This is a genomic window from Bradyrhizobium sp., assembly GCF_019242285.1.
Classification (GTDB): domain Bacteria; phylum Pseudomonadota; class Alphaproteobacteria; order Rhizobiales; family Xanthobacteraceae; genus Bradyrhizobium.
In genome coordinates this window covers 36993-55272 of the sequence record NZ_JAFAVV010000291.1, presented here as the reverse complement: position 1 = coordinate 55272, position 18280 = coordinate 36993, and the positions used below count along the sequence as shown (strand labels likewise).

Below are 18280 nucleotides of genomic sequence, written 5' to 3'. Positions count from 1 at the left end.
CGCTTGGGCGCGCAACGTCCTCGATACGAAGTTCAAGCTCTATGGCACCGGCATTGAATTGTTCAAGGCGATGGCGGCCAATGAGATCGACATGCTGGTGACCGGCGCGGTCTGCTCGAATTTCCCGGCGCGCGGGCAGGGCAAGCTGTTCCTGATCAACTCGATCGAATACGCCACCGCCCAGCTCTGGGTGCGCCCCGACATGGGTGTGAAGGAGGTCGCCGATCTGCGCGGCAAGCGGGTCGCCACCACCGCCGGCACCACGGCGCATGTGTTCCTCGACAACGCGCTGAGGGAGAACAAGATGACGGCCGGCGACATCGATCTGGCCAGCTCGCCGATGCCGGAAGCCGTGAACACCTTCATCAGCGGGTCGGTCCCCGCCATCGCATTGTGGGTGCCCTTCAACATTCCGGTGCGCGAAAAGGTGCCGCAGGCGAAGATGATCCTCGACGCCAGCGCCTTTTATCCCAGTGCGGCGATCGTCGGCGGCTGGGTCGCCTCCAACAGCTATTTCGTCGGCAACCGGCCGGTGCTGACCCGCATCGTGCGGGCCTGGACGGAGGGCAACGACATGCTGCTGGCGCGGGCGAACGAATCGATGGGGGTGCTGCACGAGAACTACTACAAGGAGGTGCCGGAGCGCGACATCAAGGAGCAGTTCGGCGCGATGCGGGTGTTTCCGACCGCGGTGTGGCGCCGGCTCTACGCCAACGGCACCGTCACCGAATGGCTGCAGCAGGTGACCGACTTCTTCGTCCGCTTCGCCAAGATCGAGAACCCCGTGCCGGCGTCGCAATATTTCGATACCAGCGTGTTCCTGTCGGTGGTCAAGGCGTAGTCGCGCCTTGGAGGAACATCGCGCCTGCGCAATCCTTGATATCCCACGCCCTATCGCTCGAGCGCCAGGGAGGGAACCGTGGGAACCGAGATCGAGCTCAAGCTTGTCACGTCGAAAGCCGGCTTGCGGAAGGTGCTCACCCTGCCATGGCTGAAGCGAATGGCAGGCGACGGCATCAGGACGCAGGGTCTCGTCTCGGTCTATTTCGATACCCGCGATCTTGCGCTGCGTGACCACGGCGTCAGCCTTCGCGTGCGCCGCATCGGCGAGCATCGGCTGCAGACCATCAAGGCGCTTTCAACCGTGCCGATGGCGCGAGGGGAATGGGAGGCGCAGATCGAGGGCGACCGGCCCAAGCTCAAGCTCGCGCGCCGCACGGCGCTGGCGCCGATCCTCACCGACGACATCGCGCGAAGGCTGAAGCCGGTGTTCGAGACGCGGGTCGAGCGCACCCTGATGCCGTTGCAGGTCGGCCGCAGCGAGATCGAGCTCGCCGTCGACGAAGGCCGCGTCGCGGCGGCGGATTCCAGCGTCGACATCGCCGAGATCGAGATCGAGCTGAAGCGGGGCGCGCCGGCCGATATCGCCCGGCTGGCGCGAAGGCTGGCACATGAGATCCCTGTCGCCTTGGGTGTTCGCGCCAAGGCCGGTTGGGGAGCCGCCCTTCTCGAAGGGACGGTCGATGCTCCCATGCGCGCCGATGCGATCGTGCTCGCGCCGTCCGCGACGGTGGCCGACGCCTTCGTCGTCATCGGCTTCTCCTGCCTGCGCCAGATCGCCGCCAACGAGCGCGCGGTACGACGGCACGATCCGGAGGGCGTTCACCAGATGCGCGTCGGTCTGCGCCGTCTGCGCGCGGCGCTGTCGCTGTTCAGGGACATGCTGCGGGGCGACGAAACCGATCGCCTGAAGGGCGAGCTGAAATGGCTGACCGGAGAGCTCGGGCCGGCGCGCGACACCGACGTGCTCATCAGCAAGACCGTCGCCCCCTGTCTCGAACGCCAGCCCGAGAGTGGCGAGTTCGAGATGCTTGCGCGCGATCTCGAGGCGGAACGGACCGCCGGCTTCGCAAGGGCGGGAAGGGCGCTCGAAAACGGCCGCTTCGGCCGCCTCGTTCTCGATTGCGCGCTGTGGCTGATCGACGGCGCGTGGCGCAACGATGATGACGATCTCAGGCGCGCGCAGCGCGAGCGGCCGGCTGATTCGTTCGCGCAGGAGGAACTCGCGCGAAGGAGGCGCAAGATCATCAAGCGCGTGCGCAAGGTGGAGCGGCTTGATGCCATGCGCCGCCACAAGCTCAGGATCGCGGTCAAGAAGCTGCGCTACGCGCGCGAGTTCTTCGCCAGCCTCGATCGCGGGCGCCCCGGGCGCAAGCGTCGCCGCAGAGCCGATCGTGCGCTGAAGGGTTTGCAGAGCGCGCTCGGCACCCTCAATGACATGCGGGCGCATCGTTACGTGGCGCGGGATTTTGCCCGCGCCAACGCCGCCTCCCGCAAGGCCTTTGCAATCGGCTATTTGACGGGCCGCGAGGAGGCCCGGGAGGCCGGCCTTCTGGGCGAGGCATGTTCGGCCGGCAAGCTCCTCAAGAAGGCAGCCTGAGCGATCATTCCGGCGGCGCGCGTGGAAAGGGAAACGGCACTGGATTTAAACGCCGTATCCGGATATCGCTTGCCGAAGCCGGCATGACACGGGATCGACATGACGAGCGGCAAGACGTTCCGCGACCGCGTGCATGAAGCCGCCGAGCGCGTGCGGTTTCTGACGGCCGTTGAGGCCCGCGAGATCGTCGATCGGCAGGGCGCGACGATCATCGATGTCGGCGAAGCCTGGCAGCTTGCCGAACGCGGCACGATTCCTGGGGCGAGGAACATCCCGCGCGGCGAACTCGACATTCGCGTCGATACCGAGCTGCGGCGCCGCGATCCGGCGCTTCAGGATCGCACACAGAAGATCATCCTGACATGCGGTGGTGGCGGCAAGGCGACGCTCTGCGCCGAGATTCTCGGCGAGATGGGTTTTCAGGACGTGTGGGTGATCAAGGGTGGGTGCTCCGCATGGTCGGCCGCCGGCTATCCGTTGGTGGTGCCTTAGAATCTTTGCCGGACGGGCGGAGGCAAACTGGTCTCACGCGCGACGTGATCTTGTACCTGACCAACGCGGCCGTGACATGGAAGCACTCATCGACGATTCGACCGCTGATGCGCGAATGTCCGGGCTGGAGCGGTTTCTTCAGCGCCATCTCGGTCCGCGCCAACCGGAATTCGGCGCATCGAAAGACCGCTCCCGCACCTTCCTGGTCGGCTTCGTCCTGCTGTTGTTCGGCTCGGAGCTCCTGGCGGCGGCCGGGGGTGCGCTGAAGAGGTTCGAGATGCGGGGCTGTCGAACCGGTGTGGATCAGGGCGAATATGCCTGGGAGATCGATCGGCCGTCGTATTTTCGGGGTGGCGGACGTTTCCTGGTTCGTCGCGCCGGATGAGGCGATGAAGGCTGGTGTGGCTGCAATGCCGGGGATGGGCACCACGTGCTGAGGTCGTTAGGCTTGCAGGCGCAGAATCCGTGAGTCGGCGACGTGCCGTCGCTCTTGCCAACGATATGCGGGGTGGACCGTCCCGGACGTCGCTTCGCTCGTCCGGGCTACGTGCGTGTGACCAGCAGGGTGGAGTGCCATGGCGAAAGAACTGGAAGGCAAAGTCGCGGCCGTGACCGGGGCGGCGTCGGGCATCGGCTTGGCCAGCACCGTGGCGATGCTGGCGGCAGGCGCCCGCGTCGTGATGGTCGACCGCGACGAGGCCGCGCTCGAGGCGATCTGCGACAGGCTTGGCGACGCCGCCGTCCCGCTGGTCATCGACCTCCTGGATCCGAAGGACTGTGCGACGTTGCTGCCCCGAGTCCTGGAGAAGGCAGGCCAGCTCGACATCCTGCACGCCAATGCGGGGACCTATGTCGGCGGTGACCTGGTCGATGCCGACACTTTGGCCATCGACCGGATGCTGAACCTGAACGTCAACGTGGTGATGAAGAATGTGCACGACGTGCTGCCTCACATGATCGAGCGCCGGACCGGCGACATCGTCGTCACGAGCTCGCTGGCGGCGCATTTTCCGACGCCCTGGGAGCCGGTCTATGCATCGTCCAAATGGGCGATCAACTGCTTCGTCCAGACCGTGCGGCGCCAGGTTTTCAGGCACGGCATCCGCGTCGGCTCGATCTCGCCCGGCCCCGTCGTCACCGCGCTGCTTTCGGACTGGCCGCCCGAGAAGCTGGAGGAAGCGAGGCGGTCGGGAAGCCTGCTGGAAGCGAGCGAAGTGGCTGAGGTGGTCATGTTCATGTTGACGCGCCCGCGCGGCATGACCATCCGCGACGTCGTCATGCTGCCCACGAATTTCGATCTCTAGCGGTCGTGGCGTAGCCCGCATGAGCGACCTGTCCGCCGAAGCTCGAAGAGCGTAGGGGAAGCGACATGCGGGACTGCCATTCCCGGGTATCGCTTCGCTCACCGGGGCTACGGCTGATTCGCCCCGCCGGACCGTGAGTTTGTAGAATTCTCGGCGCTACCCCGCGCACGCAACTCGCCGCACTCGCCGAATCCGCCTGCATCAAAACTGAAAGTTCGGCAGTCGATTCAACGCGATCCGCTTCATCGCCGTCGCTGCCCAAATTTTTATCTTTCTTTTTTTCCGAAGATATGTTTATTATCTCCCATCCCGCCTCCATGCAGAGGGACGTATCGCGATCGTCACGGACGTTGGAGGTGGGATGCGGTGGACGCGATGATGTCGCCAGACGAGCGGCATCTTGCGGACGGTGAAATCGTGTGGTCCTGGCGCCGCGACGCTGGCGTCAAGTTCGCAGGCCGATGATCTTGCGGATGACGGGGACAAGAAAGCCCGCTCCCCGGGGAGATCACGTATAAGCCGTAACCCATCGCGCGGGGAATGCCGGACGATATGGCTGAACCTGTGGTGACTGCCGCCTGCGTTTCTTGTTGCAGGCGGGCCATGGGCGAGGCCAGCGCCCGGCATTCCCTGCGCCCTCTCGACAAGGAGGGTCTCGCTTGGCATAGCTCGGACGCAAGAGGCGCCGCGAGGCCGCGGCCGCACATGCGTACGTGCGCGGCTTGGACCAAAGTCGGTCAGCCCGTGGCCCTAAAATCCTTGATCGGGCCGATCAAAATAGTCAAATAATATGACTAGTCGTGGCGCGGCATCCGTGGAATAACGCATGAAATTCCGCTGCCCATCAGGGGCGGGGCGGTTGGCGCGGTATCCCTGGGCGGGGTGCGTTCGCCGAATAGGTTTGGGGAGAGCGCAGTAGATGATGGCCTACGTCCGTTCCCTGTCCCCGCAGCGCGGTCGATGACACGCCGGTCAGGCGCGCAGGTGTGGGCATGTTTTGCCATCGATCCGAGCGCCGGACGGTTCTTCTGATCACGACGCTGTCACGGACCGTGCGCCAAGCTCGCTGGTCCATCACCCCTATCTTCGCGAAGCCGCCCACGGCGGCGCTGCACCACAATCCAACAAGCCAGCAGTCCAAACAAGAGTCCAATACAAGAGTCCTATAGGAGGGAGAGAAGCATGCTCAAGCTGAAGACCACATTTCTCGCGTTTGCGCTCGTGGGCGCCGCCGCCATGGCGTCCGCCGGCGGCGCGCTCGCGCAGGGCAAGGGAACCATCGGGATCGCGATGCCGACCAAGTCCTCGGCGCGGTGGATCGACGACGGCAACAACATGGTCAAGACGCTCAAGGAGCGCGGCTACGGCACCGACCTGCAATATGCCGAGGACGACATCCCGAACCAGCTCTCGCAGATCGAGAACATGGTGACCAAGGGCGTCAAGGCGCTGGTGATCGCGGCGATCGACGGCACCACGCTGTCGGACGTGCTCAAGCAGGCCAAGGCCAGTGGCATCACCGTGATCGCCTATGACCGCCTGATCCGCGACACGCCGAACGTCGACTATTACGCCACCTTCGACAATTTCCAGGTCGGCGTGCTGCAGGCGCAGTCGATCGAGCAGAAGCTCGGATTGAAGGAGGGCAAGGGCCCGTTCAACATCGAATTGTTCGGCGGCTCGCCCGACGACAACAACGCCTACTTCTTCTACAACGGCTCGATGTCGGTCTTGCAGCCCTACATCGACAGCAAGAAGCTCGTGGTGGTCAGCGGGCAGACGGGCATGGACAAGGTCGCGACCCTGCGCTGGGACGGCGCCACCGCCCAGGCCCGCATGGACAACCTGCTCAGCGCCTTCTATGGCAAGAAGCGGGTCGACGCCGTGCTCTCGCCTTATGACGGGCTGTCGATCGGCATCATCTCCTCGCTGAAGGGCGTGGGCTATGGCAGCGCCGACCAGCCGATGCCGGTCATCAGCGGGCAGGATGCGGAAGTGCCCTCGATGAAGGCGATCTTGCGCGGCGACCAGTACTCGACCATCTTCAAGGATACCCGCGACCTCGCCAAGGTCGCCGCCGACATGGTCGACGCCGCGCTGGCCGGCAAGCAGGTCACGGTCAACGACACCAAGACCTACAACAACGGCGTCAAGGTGGTGCCGTCCTATCTCCTGAAGCCGGTGGTGGTCGACAAGAGCAACTGGGAGAAGGTCCTGATCGATTCCGGCTACTACAAGAAGTCGCAGGTGGAGTAGGGACCTCGTAGCGAGTCAAGATGTGATGAGAGTGGACCTGCGGCGACGGGCGCGGTGAGCTCTCCTCCCCCTTGCGGGGGAGGGCTGGGGAGGGGGGTAACCCCACGGGAAATGTGCCGTGGGCCTCCCTTTCCCAATCCCCCGCAGGGGGGAGGGGAGCGCACCGGCGCTGTTGCCCCAGAGCAGCTCAACTCATCGCGTGTTAGTTTTCGTAGCCCGCATGAGCGCAGCGATATGCGGGTCCAGCGTTCCCGGATGTCGCTTCGCTCATCCGGGCTACCTGGTGCGTGATCGACTTCTCCCCGCGCGCGGGAAGAGGTGTAGGCAACTATCTTGCGGGGCGATGCGCTAGGACATGATGCGATGACGGCACTGCTGGAGATGCGCGGGGTCAGCAAGAGCTTCTCGGGCGTGCAGGCGCTGCGCGACGTCAGCCTCGCCGTGGAAGCCGGCCAGATCCATGCCCTGGTCGGCGAGAACGGCGCCGGCAAGTCGACGCTGATGAAGGTGCTGAGCGGCGTCTATCCCTACGGCAGTTTCGACGGCAGCATCGTCTTCGACGGCGAGGAGCGGCGCTTCCGCGACATCAACGATTCCGAGGCGCTCGGCATCATCATCATCCACCAGGAGCTGGCGCTGATCCCGCTGTTGTCGATCGCCGACAACATCTTCCTGTCGCATCCGCCGTCGAAATTCGGCGTCATCGACCGCGACACGGTCTATCGCCGCACCCAGGAGCTTCTGGCCCAGGTGGGCTTGCGCGAATCGCCGGACGCGCTGATCACCGATCTCGGCGTCGGCAAGCAGCAACTGGTCGAGATCGCCAAGGCGCTGTCCAAGCGGGTCCGCCTGCTGATCCTGGATGAGCCGACGGCGAGCCTGAACGAGACCGACAGCGCGGCCTTGCTCGACCGACTGGTGACGTTCCGCGAGCAGGGCATCGCCTCGATCCTGATCTCGCACAAATTGAACGAGGTCGCCCGCGTCGCCGACCGCATCACGGTGCTGCGCGACGGCCGCACCGTCGACAGCATCGACTGCCGCACCGAGAAGGTCGAGGAGGACCGCATCATCCGCAGCATGGTCGACCGCGACCTCGCGCACCGCTTCCCGGAGCGGCACGCCGCCATCGGCGAGCCGGTGCTCGCGGTGGAGGACTGGTCGGTGCACCATCCGCTGCACCCCGAGCGGCAGGTGATCAAGCATGTCGATTTCCAGGTGCGGCGCGGCGAGGTCGTGGGTATTGCCGGCCTGATGGGCGCCGGCCGGACCGAGTTCGCCATGAGCCTGTTCGGCAAGGCCTGGGGCCACGGCATCAGCGGACGGGTGCAGCTCGACGGGCGCCAGATCAGCCTCTCCTCGGTTCCGGCGGCGATCGATGCCGGGCTCGCCTATGTGACCGAGGACCGCAAGCAGCTCGGCCTGATCCTGGCCGATGACGTCCGCAAGAACATCACGCTGGCCAGCCTCGAGAAGGTGGCGCCGCATTGGGCGATCGACGACATCGCCGAATTGAAGGCCGCGACCGACTACCGCAGCCGGATGCGGATCCGCTGCTCCGACGTCTACCAGGAGACCGCAACGCTGTCCGGCGGCAACCAGCAGAAGGTGGTGCTGTCGAAATGGCTGATGACCGCGCCCAAGGTGCTGTTCCTGGACGAGCCGACCCGCGGCATCGACGTTGGCGCCAAATACGAGATTTATTGTATCATCAACGAGCTGGCCGAAGCCGGCAAGGGCGTGGTGGTGATTTCCTCGGAGATGCCGGAGCTGCTCGGCATCTGCGACCGGATCTACGTGATGAACGAGGGCGCCTTCGTCGGAGAGTTTTCCGGCGCGGAGGCGACCCAGGAAAAGATCATGCGGGCGATCATGCGCAACAGCAGCCTGTCCGGCAACGGCGTGCATGGGAACGAGGCGCGCGCGGGAGGAATGGTGTCATGACCGACAAGACGGTTTCGCTTCCCGAGGAGCGCCGGCACGCCGGTTTCATCAAGAACAATTTGCGCACCTACGGCATGCTGCTGTCGCTTGGCGTGATCATGTTGTTCTTCCAGGTCATGACCGACGGCACGCTGCTGCAGCCGCTCAATCTCACCAACCTCGTGCTGCAGAACAGCTACATCGTCATCATGGCGTTCGGCATGCTGCTCGTGATCGTCACCGGCCATATCGACCTCTCGGTCGGCTCCGTGGCGGGCTTCGTCGGCGCGGTCGCCGCCGTGCTGATGGTCCATCTGCACCTGCATCCGGCGATCGCCTTCCTCGCCTGCCTGATGGTGGGGGCGGCGATCGGCGCCGCGCAGGGCTACTGGGTCGCCTATTTCGGCATTCCCTCCTTCATCGTCACGCTCGCGGGCATGCTGGTGTTCAAGGGATTGGCGCTTGCCGTGCTGCAGGGCCAGTCGGTCGGGCCGTTCCCGCCGACCTTCCAGAAACTGTCCTCCGGCTTCATCCCGGAAATCGTCGAAGGACCTGGCACGCTGCATCCGACCTCGCTGTTGATCGGCGCAGTGCTCGCGCTCGCGCTGGTCTATGCCAGCGTCAAGGGCCGCGCGCGCGAGCAGTCGCATGGCATCGAGGTCGAGCCTTTCGCCTTCTTCGCCGGCAAGAATGTCGTGCTCGCCGGCGTCGTGCTCTATTTCACCTACCTGATCGCCTCCTATCGCGGCCTGCCGAACGTGCTGATCATCATGACGGTGCTGATCATGCTGTATGGTTTTGTCACCCGGCGCACCGTGGTCGGCCGCCACATCTATGCGGTCGGCGGCAACGCCAAGGCGGCGAAGCTGTCGGGCGTCAAGACCGAACGGTTGACGTTCCTCACCTTCGTCAACATGGGCGTGCTCGCGGCCTTGGCCGGCCTGGTGTTCGCCGCGCGGCTCAACACTGCGACGCCGAAGGCCGGCACCGGCTTCGAGCTCGACGTGATCGCCGCCTGCTTCATCGGCGGTGCCTCGGCCTATGGCGGCGTCGGGCGGGTCGGCGGCGCGGTGGTCGGCGCCATGATCATGGGCGTCATGAACAACGGCATGTCGATCCTCGGCATCGGCATCGACTATCAGCAGGTGATCAAGGGGCTGGTGCTGCTCGGCGCCGTCTGCATCGACGTCTACAATCAGCGCCGGTGACGGCGCTGCGGGCCGTCGAATGCTTTGATGAAATCCGTACTTGTACGGACGAGATGTCTCGCATTTGAAGCGCCTCTTCCCTTCCGCCTCACTATTGCATCCGACGTCGCGCCGCGCGCGACGCGATGAGCTGCGGCCCCCGAGCCGCCGTTGACGCGGGATAGTCACCGCACGCAGAGGTAGCAACCGTAATTATACGGCTGCGGGATTTAACAGTCCGACAATGGCTTGCAGGGCAGTTTGGAAACTGCCGGCGAAGCGTGGTTCGGCTCGAATCGTCACGAGAGAACCGCGCCAGTTCGCCGTCGCGAGATGGGGCCCACCTGACACAGTCCGTACCGCAGCGTCCTTCGGAAACGATCAGCAATGACTTCGACCACGCCTCCTGAGACTGCCGCCGATGACGCCGCCGCCGGCCAGGTGCATGCATTGCCGGAAATGCTCGATCTGGCGCAGGCGGAGAGCCTGCGCAAGGGCATGCTCAACCTGTTGCAGCGGCGTGACATCCTGCTCGATGCGAGTGCGGTCCAGCGCATGTCGACGCCATGCGTTCAGATACTGCTCGCCGCGGGACGGTCCGCACAGGCCGTTCAGAAGCCGTACAAGATCACAAACGCCTCCGACGTGTTCCGAGCGGCGATCGCCGATCTCGGGCTGCAGTCCGAATTCAGCAATTGGATGAATTGAAAATGGGCAAGCGTATTCTGGCGGTCGACGACTCCAAGACCATGCGGGACATGGTGTCGTTCACCCTGAAGAAGGCGGGTTTCGACGTGGCCGAGGCCGAGGACGGCAGGGCCGCGCTGAACGTGCTGACCGGCGGGAAGTTCGACCTGATCATCACCGACCTCAACATGCCGAACATGGACGGCATCACGCTGATCAAGAACGTCCGCTCGGGCTCGCAGCACCGCGCGGTGCCGATCCTGATCCTGACCACGGAAAGCGACGGCACCAAGAAGGCCGACGGCAAGGCCGCCGGCGCCACGGGCTGGTTGGTCAAGCCCTTCAATCCCGAGCAGCTGATCGCGACGGTCAACCGCGTATGTCCGTGAGCTCCGAAACCGAAGGCTATCCACTCGCGCAATTTCGAAAGACCTATTTTGAGGAATGTGCCGAGCTGATGGACGCCCTGCAGTCCAACCTCGAGCTGCTGTCCAGCGGCAACGAGGAGGACGAGGTCCTTCACGCCGTCTTCCGCTCGGTCCACTCGATCAAGGGCGGAGCAGGCGCGTTCGGCTGCGACGATCTGGTCGCGTTCTCGCATACGTTCGAGAGCCTGCTCGATGCGCTGCGCGAGCACAAGGTTCCCGCGACGCCGGACCTGAAACAGCTTCTCCTGCGTGCGAGCGACGCGCTCGCCGACATCGTCAACGCCGCGCGTCTGGAACGGCAACTGCCCGACGACTTCGCCGCCGATATCCGCGGCGCGATGCAGGACGTCCTGGACCGGTCGGCCGACGCCGTCGCGGCGGAGGTCACGCCGGTTGCCGAGTCGCTGGCGCCGGCGGTTTCGTCCGAGGAGCGCAGATACCGCATCACGTTCCGGCCGCACACGGAGATGTTGAAGAAGGCCAACGAGCCGCTCCTTCTCATCCGACAGCTGCGGAAGCTCGGTGCGCTCGCCACCGATGTCGACAGCTTGCGCGTGCCCGAGCTGGAAAGCATCGAGGCCGAGGTCGCCTATCTGGGCTGGACCTTCACACTTGAAACCAGCGTGTCGCCGCAGGTGGTCCGCGATGTATTCGAGTTCGTGGAGGACGATTGCGATCTCTCGATCGAGCCGGCCGACTTGCAGGCCGCCGGTCAATATCCGGCGCCGCCCGCCGAGACGGGGCCTGCCGAGAATGTGGGTGCGATCGCTCAGGTCGCTGCGCCCGCACCGGTGAGTTCCCAATCCATTCGGGTCGACGTCGACAAGGTCGATCGTCTCGTGAACCTGGTGGGTGAACTCGTCATCAGCCAGGCGATGCTGACGGAGCAGGGCCTGTCGCTGCCGGCCGACAGATATCCGGCCCTGATCCAGGGCATCGAGGCGCTGGCGCAGAGTGCACGTGAGCTGCAGGAAAGCGTGATGGCGATCCGCGCCCAGCCGGTGAAGTCGGTGTTCGCACGCATGCCCCGCGTGGTCCGCGATCTCGCGGCGACGCTCGGCAAGGAAGTGCGCATCGTCACCTCCGGCGAGATGACGGAAATCGACAAGACCGTCATCGAGCAATTGAACGATCCGCTCACGCACATGATCCGCAACGCGCTGGATCATGGCATCGAGGCGCCACGCGAACGCGTCGCCGCGGGCAAGCCGAAGCAGGGAACGATTCAGCTCTCCGCGGCCCAGCGCAGCGGCCGCATCGTCATCGAGGTCTCCGACGACGGCCGTGGCATCAACCGCGAGAAGGTACTGGCGAAGGCGCAGGATCGCGGTCTGGTGCCGCGCGGGGCCAACCCGAGCGACGACGAGATCGACAATCTGATCTTCCTGCCGGCGTTCTCGACGGCAGACGTCATTTCGAACATCTCCGGCCGCGGCGTCGGCATGGACGTGGTGAAACGGAACGTCCAGGCGCTCGGAGGCCGCATCTCCGTACAGTCGAGCTTCGGCCACGGCTCGACCTTCACGCTGTCCCTGCCGCTGACCCTTGCGGTAGTGGACGGCATGGTCGTGTCGGTCGGCAAGGAGACCTTCATCATTCCGCTGACCGCGATCGTCGAGAACCTCCGGCCGCAGGCCGCCGACATTCATCCCGTCGTCGGGCGCGGCGACGTGCTGGCCTTGCGCGGCGAATACCTGCCCCTGGTCTACCTCGATCGCTGCTTCTCGATCGACGGCGCAATCGGCGATCCCTGCCGCGGCATCGTCATCATCGTGCAGAGCGAGGGCGCGAGCCGGGTCGGCGTCGTCGTCGACGAGTTGCTCGGACAACAACAGGTCGTCGTGAAGAGCCTCGAGGCGAATTACGAGCCGGTCGAGGGCATCAGCGGCGCGACGATCCTCGGCAACGGGAGGGTGGCGCTGATCCTGGACGTGGCGCGGTTGCAGGCCATCGATGGCCGCGGCAGCGGCGGACGCCGCGAGCCGACCACCATCGCAAGTATCGAAACCTCAGGGGACATCACCAATGCAGCCTGACAACAAGACGGCCGTCAATCGCGGCCTCGAAGCCGCCGTCGGCGAGAACGTCCAGCAGTTCATCACCTTCACGCTCGGCGAGGCGGAATACGGCATCGACATCATGGTGGTCCGGGAGATCAAGGGCTGGACCGAGACCACGATGATCCCGAATGCTCCGCCTCACGTGCGCGGCGTGATCAATCTGCGCGGCATCATCGTTCCGATCTTCGACCTGCGCACCCGGTTCGGCATCGGAGTGACCGTGCCGACCGGCATGCATGTGGTCATCATCGTCGCCGCGGGGACGCGCACGGTCGGACTCCTGGTGGATACCGTCTCCGACATCATCTCGGTCGACCCCAAGGAAATTCGCGACGTGCCGGAGATGGGCATGCCGAACGAGGATCAGTTCCTGGAGGGGCTGGTTGCCATCGAGAACCGCATGGTGACGCTCGTATCTCTGGCCGGACTGTTCGGGATGTCCCCCGATTCGACGAAGCGCTCGGCGACGGAATCGGCCGGGTTAGTTGCCGCGTAAACGCTTACCGCGAAGTTTCGAGAAGCTTTCATGAACGACAATTCCCAGGAGACCACGATGATGCATGAATTCAACGAGGACGGTACGCCGCATGACGAGGACAGCCCGGTGCCGGCGAAGTCCAAGTCGCGACCGCGGCCTCAAAAACCGAAAGCCAAGACGCAGGCAGCCCGACCGGCTTCGCAGCTCGACCACAACCTGGTCAGCGCCATCGGCAAGGTTACCGGTGCGCTGATGCTGGTCGATCCTGATCTGAAGATCACCTATCTGAACGAAGCCTCGAAGAACCTGTTCAACCAGAACCTGAACGAGTTCCGCAAGATCTGGCCGACCTTCGATCCGAGCAGCCTGATCGGCGCTTGCATCGACATCTTTCACAAGAATCCGGCGCATCAGCGCGCATTGCTGGCCAACCCGGCCAACCTGCCGTTCAAGACCGACATCCCTGTCGGTCCGCTGAAGATCTCGCTGCACGTGAACGCGTTGCGCAACGCGCAGGGCGGCTCCGCCGGCTTCATGCTGGAATGGGCCGACGTCACCGAGATGCGGGCCCAGGTCTCCCAGCTCGCGGCGATCGACCGCTCGCAGGCGATGATCGTGTTCGGGCTCGATGGCGTGATTCAGCACGCCAACGAGAACTTCCTGAAGACGGTCGGCTATCGGCTCGACGAAATCAAGGGCCAGCACCATTCCATGTTCGTGGACCCGGCCTACCGCCAGAGCCCTGAATACCGCGCGTTCTGGGAAAAGCTCGGGCGTGGTGAATATGACGCCGGGCAATACAAGCGCATCGGCAAGAGTGGCAAGGAGGTCTGGATCCAGGCGAGCTACAATCCGATCCTGGATCAGTCCGGCAAGGCATTCCGGGTGGTGAAATACGCCACCGACATCACCGAGCAGGTGCTGCAGAACGCAGATTTCAGCGGCCAGATCGCCGCGATCAGGAAGGCCCAGGCCGTCATCGAATTCACCCTCGACGGCAAGATCATCGACGCCAACGACAACTTCCTCAACACGCTCGGCTACTCGCTGAACGAGATCAAGGGTCAGCATCACTCGATGTTCGTCGATGTCGCCTATCGGCAGTCGACCGAGTACCGCATGTTCTGGGACAAGCTGGGCCGCGGCGAGTACGACTCCGGCCAGTACAAGCGGATCGGCAAGGGCGGCAAGGAAATCTGGATCCAGGCGAGCTACAACTCCATCATGGGGCCCGACGGCAAGCCGTTCAAGGTGGTCAAATATGCCACCGACATCACCGAGCAGATCAAGGCTTCGGCGATCCTCCAGGCCGCGGTCCAGCAGACCCAGGAGGTCGTCACGGCGGCGAAGGACAACGACCTTCGCCAGCGCGTGCCGCTGGAAGGCAAGACCGGTGACATCCGGCAGCTCTGCGAAGGCGTGAACGGCCTGCTCGATACCATGTCCTCGATCATCGGAGATGTGGCGGAGAGCGCTCACACGTTGAGCACGGCGGCGCGCGAGATCGCCACCGGCAACACCGACCTGTCGCAGCGCACCGAGGAGCAGGCGGCGAGCCTGGAAGAGACGGCGGCCAGCATGGAAGAGCTGACCTCCACCGTGCGGCAGAACGCGGAAAATGCGCAGCAGGCCAATAAGCTCGCTTCCTCCGCGTCGGATGTGGCGGTCCGCGGCGGCTCGGTCGTGGCCGAGGTGGTGACGACCATGGACGGTATCACCCAGGCCAGCCGCAAGATCGCCGACATCATCGGCGTCATCGACGAGATCGCGTTCCAGACCAACATCCTGGCGCTGAACGCGGCGGTCGAAGCTGCCCGTGCCGGTGATCAGGGACGGGGCTTTGCCGTCGTCGCTGCTGAGGTGCGCAACCTCGCCCAGCGCAGCGCCAATGCCGCCAAGGAGATCAAGGGTCTGATCTCGGATTCGGTGGCCAAGGTGGAATCGGGCTCGCGGCTGGTCGATACCGCCGGCAAGACCATGGAAGAGATCGTCCAGTCGGTGAAACGCGTCACCGACATCATGGCCGAGATCTCGGCTGCGTCGCAGGAGCAGCGCGCCGGGATCGAGCAGGTCAACAACGCCGTCACCCAGATGGACAAGGTCACCCAGCAGAACGCGGCTTTGGTCGAAGAGGCTGCGGCGGCCGCCAAGTCCATGGAGGACCAGACTTCGGCGATGGCCGACATGGTCGGCCAGTTCAACGTGCTGCCAGAGTTCGATCGCGGCAAACCGCAGGGCGGCAAGGCAAAGCTGACCGGCAATCCCGTCGTCGATCGTTCCTTGAGCTCGGGCAGGGAGCCCCTGCGTGCCAAGGCGCCGACGGCGCCGAGGGCGGCGCCAGCGACCAAGGCGGTCGACCACGAACCGGCGCGTCGGCGCGCGGCCGGTGCGGGCGACGCGGACTGGAAGGAATTCTAGTGGCTGTCAGCGGGCGTCATCCGGCAGCGCCGGTTGACGCCCGATCGGAAACGGGGAGTGGGTCGTGCAAGAAGAATTCGCGCTCGAGGACGGGGACTTCAGGAAGATCTCGAAGCTCGTGCTGGACACGGCCGGGATCGTGCTGAGCGACAAGAAGCGCGCATTCATCCATGGTCGGCTCGGCCGGCGCCTGCGTGCGCTCGGCCTGTCCGATTTCGGCGAATATTGCAATCTGTTGGAGACGAATGCGGGCGAGGACGAGCGTCTGAACCTGATCAATGCCATCACGACGAACCACACGAGCTTCTTTCGCGAGTCGCACCATTTCGACTATCTGAACAAGGTCATCCTGCCGAAACTGGTTCAATCCAACGCCGATCCCAGGCGGATCCGGATATGGTCAGCCGGCTGCTCGACCGGCGAGGAGCCATACACCATCGCCATGATCGTGCGCGGCTGCCTGCTGCCGCTGCACGGGTGGGACATCAAGATTCTCGCGACCGACCTCGACACCAATGTGGTCTCGCGTGCGGTGGCCGGCGTCTATGACGCCGAGCGGATCGAGAGCATCCCCGACACCTATCGCAAGCGCTATATGACGGTTGGCAGCGACGGCTGCGCCGTGATGAAGGACGAGCTGTGCGAGCTCATCACCTTCGCCAACCTCAATCTCCTGGGCGGATGGCCGATGTCGGGGCCGTTCGACGTGATCTTCTGCAGGAACGTGGTGATCTATTTCGACAAGGACACGCAGCGCCGCCTGTTCGACCGCTACGCCGAGATATTGAGACCCGACGGATGGCTGTTCATCGGCCACTCGGAAAGTCTGCTCAACGTCACCGACCGCTTCGATCTGGTGGGGCGCACGATTTATCGCAGGATCAAATGACAGGCCGCCGAACCAGAACCGCAGCCGCACGAACCTCCGACACCTCGCCCGAGCCGACGGGCGGGACGCGGCGCTATCGTGATCCCATGTTCGAGGAGAGCGCGATCAAGGTTTTCCCTGGCGAGCACTACGTTACCGGGCAGCCCGACGAGATGCTGGTCACGATTCTCGGTTCGTGCGTCGCGGCCTGCATCCGCGATCCCCTTGCCGGTGTCGGCGGCATGAATCATTTCATGTTGCCCGAGGCAAGCGGCGCGAGCTCCGGCTGGGACACCGCGTCGGCCAGCATGCGCTACGGCAACGTCGCCATGGAGCGACTGATCAACGACATCCTTGCGCGCGGCGGCCTGCGCCAGCGGCTCGAGGTCAAGGTGTTCGGCGGCGGCAACGTGTTGACCGGTTCCGCCAATATCGGACACCGCAACGCCGATTTCGTCGAGGACTATCTCGCCACGGAGAACCTGCCGATCGCCGCCCGCCATCTGCGCGGCACGCTGCCACGCCGAGTGCACTATTTTCCCGCAACCGGCAAAGTGCTGCTGCTCGAGCTGCAACGTACCGATCGTGACGCCTTGGTCCGCAGCGAAAGCTCCTACAAATCCAAAATCGAGGTCGAGCCGGTCGGCGGCTCGGTCGAACTGTTTTGAGGCTTGCCATGGGTGCCATCCGCGTTCTGGTCGTCGACGACTCCGCCTTCGTCCGCCAGATGCTCACCGAGCTCCTCTCTTCCGACGCGGCGATCACGGTCGTCGGCGCAGCGCCGAACCCGATCGTCGCGCGCGACATGATCAAGTCGCTCAATCCCGACGTCCTGACGCTCGATATCGAGATGCCGCAGATGGACGGCCTGGTCTTCCTGGAAAAGATCATGGCGCTGCGGCCGATGCCCGTGGTGATGATCTCGTCGCTGACCCAGAAGGGCGCAGAGACAGCCGTGCGGGCGCTGGAGATAGGTGCGGTCGATTTCGTCGCCAAGCCGACGGTCGGGCTCGTCGCGGGACTGCCGGCGCTGCGCGAGGAGATCATCGACAAGGTCAAGGCGGCGGCGAAAGCCAGGATACGGACGTCGTCGGGCGCGAGGCCGAGGCCCGTCGCACTGGCCAACGGCACGTCCTTCCTGTCGTCGGAAAAGATCATTGCCGTGGGCGCCTCTACCGGCGGCGTCGAGGCATTGCAGGAATTGCTATCGACTTTTCCGGCCGACTCGCCCGCGATCGTCGTGACGCAGCACATGCCGGCGTTGTTCACGGCATCGTTTGCCCATCGGCTGAATGACCATTGCGCGGTCTCTGTCAGCCAAGCCAAGAACGGCGAGCGCATCTTGCCGGGCCACGTCTACATCGCGCCGGGAGGATATCATCTCGAGCTTGCGCGCAACGGGGCGAACTATGTTTGTCGCGTCCACGACGAACCGGCGGTGTCCGGCCATCGTCCGTCCGTCGACGTGCTGTTCCGTTCGGTGGCGCATGCGGCTGGCTCCAACGCGGTCGGCATCATCCTGACCGGGATGGGCCGCGACGGTGCCATGGGGCTCTTGGAAATGCGCTCGGCGGGGGCGTCGACCGTGGGCCAGGACGAAGCGACCTGCGTCGTCTACGGCATGCCCAGGGCGGCGCACGACTGCGGCGCGACCGAGGTCGAGCTGCCGCTCGCCAAGATAGCCGCCCACGTTCTCGAGCAGTGCCAGGCGCTCGCGGGACGGGGAGTCAGGGTGTAGT

Annotated in this window: 16 protein-coding genes; all 16 read left to right on the top strand. The window is 64.5% G+C overall.

Going from position 1 to position 18280, the window contains the following annotated elements; genetic code table 11:
* Positions 1 to 841 (top strand): ABC transporter substrate-binding protein (locus JOY90_RS11415; protein ID WP_291691244.1); only part of this gene is annotated, 841 nt, incomplete at its 5' end.
* A gap of 78 nt (positions 842 to 919) precedes the next feature.
* Positions 920 to 2440, top strand: coding sequence for a CYTH and CHAD domain-containing protein (locus JOY90_RS11410; protein WP_291691243.1), 1521 nt, complete (start codon positions 920 to 922; stop codon positions 2438 to 2440).
* Between the two features lie 99 nt (positions 2441 to 2539).
* Positions 2540 to 2932 carry a rhodanese-like domain-containing protein gene (locus JOY90_RS11405; protein WP_291691242.1) on the top strand — a complete coding sequence of 131 codons (393 nt, stop codon included), beginning with the start codon at positions 2540 to 2542 and terminating at the stop codon, positions 2930 to 2932.
* A gap of 76 nt (positions 2933 to 3008) precedes the next feature.
* Complete coding sequence (locus JOY90_RS11400) at positions 3009 to 3317, top strand: hypothetical protein (protein ID WP_291691241.1); 309 nt, start codon at positions 3009 to 3011, stop codon at positions 3315 to 3317.
* Between the two features lie 190 nt (positions 3318 to 3507).
* Positions 3508 to 4236 carry an SDR family oxidoreductase gene (locus JOY90_RS11395; RefSeq protein ID WP_291691240.1) on the top strand — a complete coding sequence of 243 codons (729 nt, stop codon included), beginning with the start codon at positions 3508 to 3510 and terminating at the stop codon, positions 4234 to 4236.
* Between the two features lie 1182 nt (positions 4237 to 5418).
* On the top strand, positions 5419 to 6492 hold the full coding sequence (gene chvE / locus JOY90_RS11390; protein WP_291691239.1) for a multiple monosaccharide ABC transporter substrate-binding protein: 1074 nt from the start codon (positions 5419 to 5421) through the stop codon (positions 6490 to 6492).
* A gap of 363 nt (positions 6493 to 6855) precedes the next feature.
* Positions 6856 to 8436 carry a multiple monosaccharide ABC transporter ATP-binding protein gene (gene mmsA, locus JOY90_RS11385; RefSeq protein ID WP_291691238.1) on the top strand — a complete coding sequence of 527 codons (1581 nt, stop codon included), beginning with the start codon at positions 6856 to 6858 and terminating at the stop codon, positions 8434 to 8436.
* Positions 8433 to 9623, top strand: a complete 1191-nt coding sequence (mmsB, locus tag JOY90_RS11380) for a multiple monosaccharide ABC transporter permease (RefSeq protein WP_291691237.1) — start codon at positions 8433 to 8435, stop codon at positions 9621 to 9623. Before mmsA ends, mmsB begins: the two co-directional genes overlap by 4 nt.
* A 366-nt stretch (positions 9624 to 9989) precedes the next feature.
* On the top strand, positions 9990 to 10310 hold the full coding sequence (locus JOY90_RS11375) for a lipid asymmetry maintenance protein MlaB (RefSeq protein WP_291691236.1): 321 nt from the start codon (positions 9990 to 9992) through the stop codon (positions 10308 to 10310).
* Positions 10311 to 10312: 2 nt separating this feature from the next.
* Positions 10313 to 10678 carry a response regulator gene (locus JOY90_RS11370; protein WP_291691235.1) on the top strand — a complete coding sequence of 122 codons (366 nt, stop codon included), beginning with the start codon at positions 10313 to 10315 and terminating at the stop codon, positions 10676 to 10678.
* A complete protein-coding gene (locus JOY90_RS11365) occupies positions 10669 to 12753 on the top strand; it encodes a chemotaxis protein CheA (protein WP_291691234.1) in 2085 nt (694 codons plus the stop codon). The genes JOY90_RS11370 and JOY90_RS11365 overlap by 10 nt, the downstream gene beginning before the upstream one ends.
* Positions 12743 to 13273 (top strand): chemotaxis protein CheW, encoded by a 531-nt coding sequence (locus JOY90_RS11360; RefSeq protein WP_291691233.1) that lies wholly within the window; start codon positions 12743 to 12745, stop codon positions 13271 to 13273. Before JOY90_RS11365 ends, JOY90_RS11360 begins: the two co-directional genes overlap by 11 nt.
* 30 nt (positions 13274 to 13303) lie before the next feature.
* Positions 13304 to 15673, top strand: a complete 2370-nt coding sequence (locus tag JOY90_RS11355; RefSeq protein WP_291691232.1) for a methyl-accepting chemotaxis protein — start codon at positions 13304 to 13306, stop codon at positions 15671 to 15673.
* Between the two features lie 64 nt (positions 15674 to 15737).
* A complete protein-coding gene (locus JOY90_RS11350; protein WP_291691231.1) occupies positions 15738 to 16562 on the top strand; it encodes a protein-glutamate O-methyltransferase CheR in 825 nt (274 codons plus the stop codon).
* Positions 16559 to 17209 carry a chemoreceptor glutamine deamidase CheD gene (gene cheD / locus JOY90_RS11345; RefSeq protein ID WP_291691230.1) on the top strand — a complete coding sequence of 217 codons (651 nt, stop codon included), beginning with the start codon at positions 16559 to 16561 and terminating at the stop codon, positions 17207 to 17209. The genes JOY90_RS11350 and cheD overlap by 4 nt, the downstream gene beginning before the upstream one ends.
* An 8-nt stretch (positions 17210 to 17217) precedes the next feature.
* Entirely contained in the window at positions 17218 to 18279 is a 1062-nt protein-coding gene (locus tag JOY90_RS11340; RefSeq protein ID WP_291691229.1) for a chemotaxis response regulator protein-glutamate methylesterase, read from the top strand.
* The last annotated feature ends 1 nt before the right edge of the window (position 18280 follow it).

Bases quoted from the DNA above. Each gene is read 5' to 3' on its own strand.
- JOY90_RS11405 (WP_291691242.1), top strand. From the start codon at position 2,540: ATGACGAGCGGCAAGACGTTCCGCGACCGCGTGCATGAAGCCGCCGAG.
- JOY90_RS11400 (WP_291691241.1), top strand. From the start codon at position 3,009: ATGGAAGCACTCATCGACGATTCGACCGCTGATGCGCGAATGTCCGGG.
- JOY90_RS11395 (WP_291691240.1), top strand. From the start codon at position 3,508: ATGGCGAAAGAACTGGAAGGCAAAGTCGCGGCCGTGACCGGGGCGGCG.
- chvE (WP_291691239.1), top strand. From the start codon at position 5,419: ATGCTCAAGCTGAAGACCACATTTCTCGCGTTTGCGCTCGTGGGCGCC.
- mmsA (WP_291691238.1), top strand. From the start codon at position 6,856: ATGACGGCACTGCTGGAGATGCGCGGGGTCAGCAAGAGCTTCTCGGGC.
- mmsB (WP_291691237.1), top strand. From the start codon at position 8,433: ATGACCGACAAGACGGTTTCGCTTCCCGAGGAGCGCCGGCACGCCGGT.
- JOY90_RS11375 (WP_291691236.1), top strand. From the start codon at position 9,990: ATGACTTCGACCACGCCTCCTGAGACTGCCGCCGATGACGCCGCCGCC.
- JOY90_RS11370 (WP_291691235.1), top strand. From the start codon at position 10,313: ATGGGCAAGCGTATTCTGGCGGTCGACGACTCCAAGACCATGCGGGAC.
- JOY90_RS11365 (WP_291691234.1), top strand. From the start codon at position 10,669: ATGTCCGTGAGCTCCGAAACCGAAGGCTATCCACTCGCGCAATTTCGA.
- JOY90_RS11360 (WP_291691233.1), top strand. From the start codon at position 12,743: ATGCAGCCTGACAACAAGACGGCCGTCAATCGCGGCCTCGAAGCCGCC.
- JOY90_RS11355 (WP_291691232.1), top strand. From the start codon at position 13,304: ATGAACGACAATTCCCAGGAGACCACGATGATGCATGAATTCAACGAG.
- cheD (WP_291691230.1), top strand. From the start codon at position 16,559: ATGACAGGCCGCCGAACCAGAACCGCAGCCGCACGAACCTCCGACACC.
- JOY90_RS11340 (WP_291691229.1), top strand. From the start codon at position 17,218: ATGGGTGCCATCCGCGTTCTGGTCGTCGACGACTCCGCCTTCGTCCGC.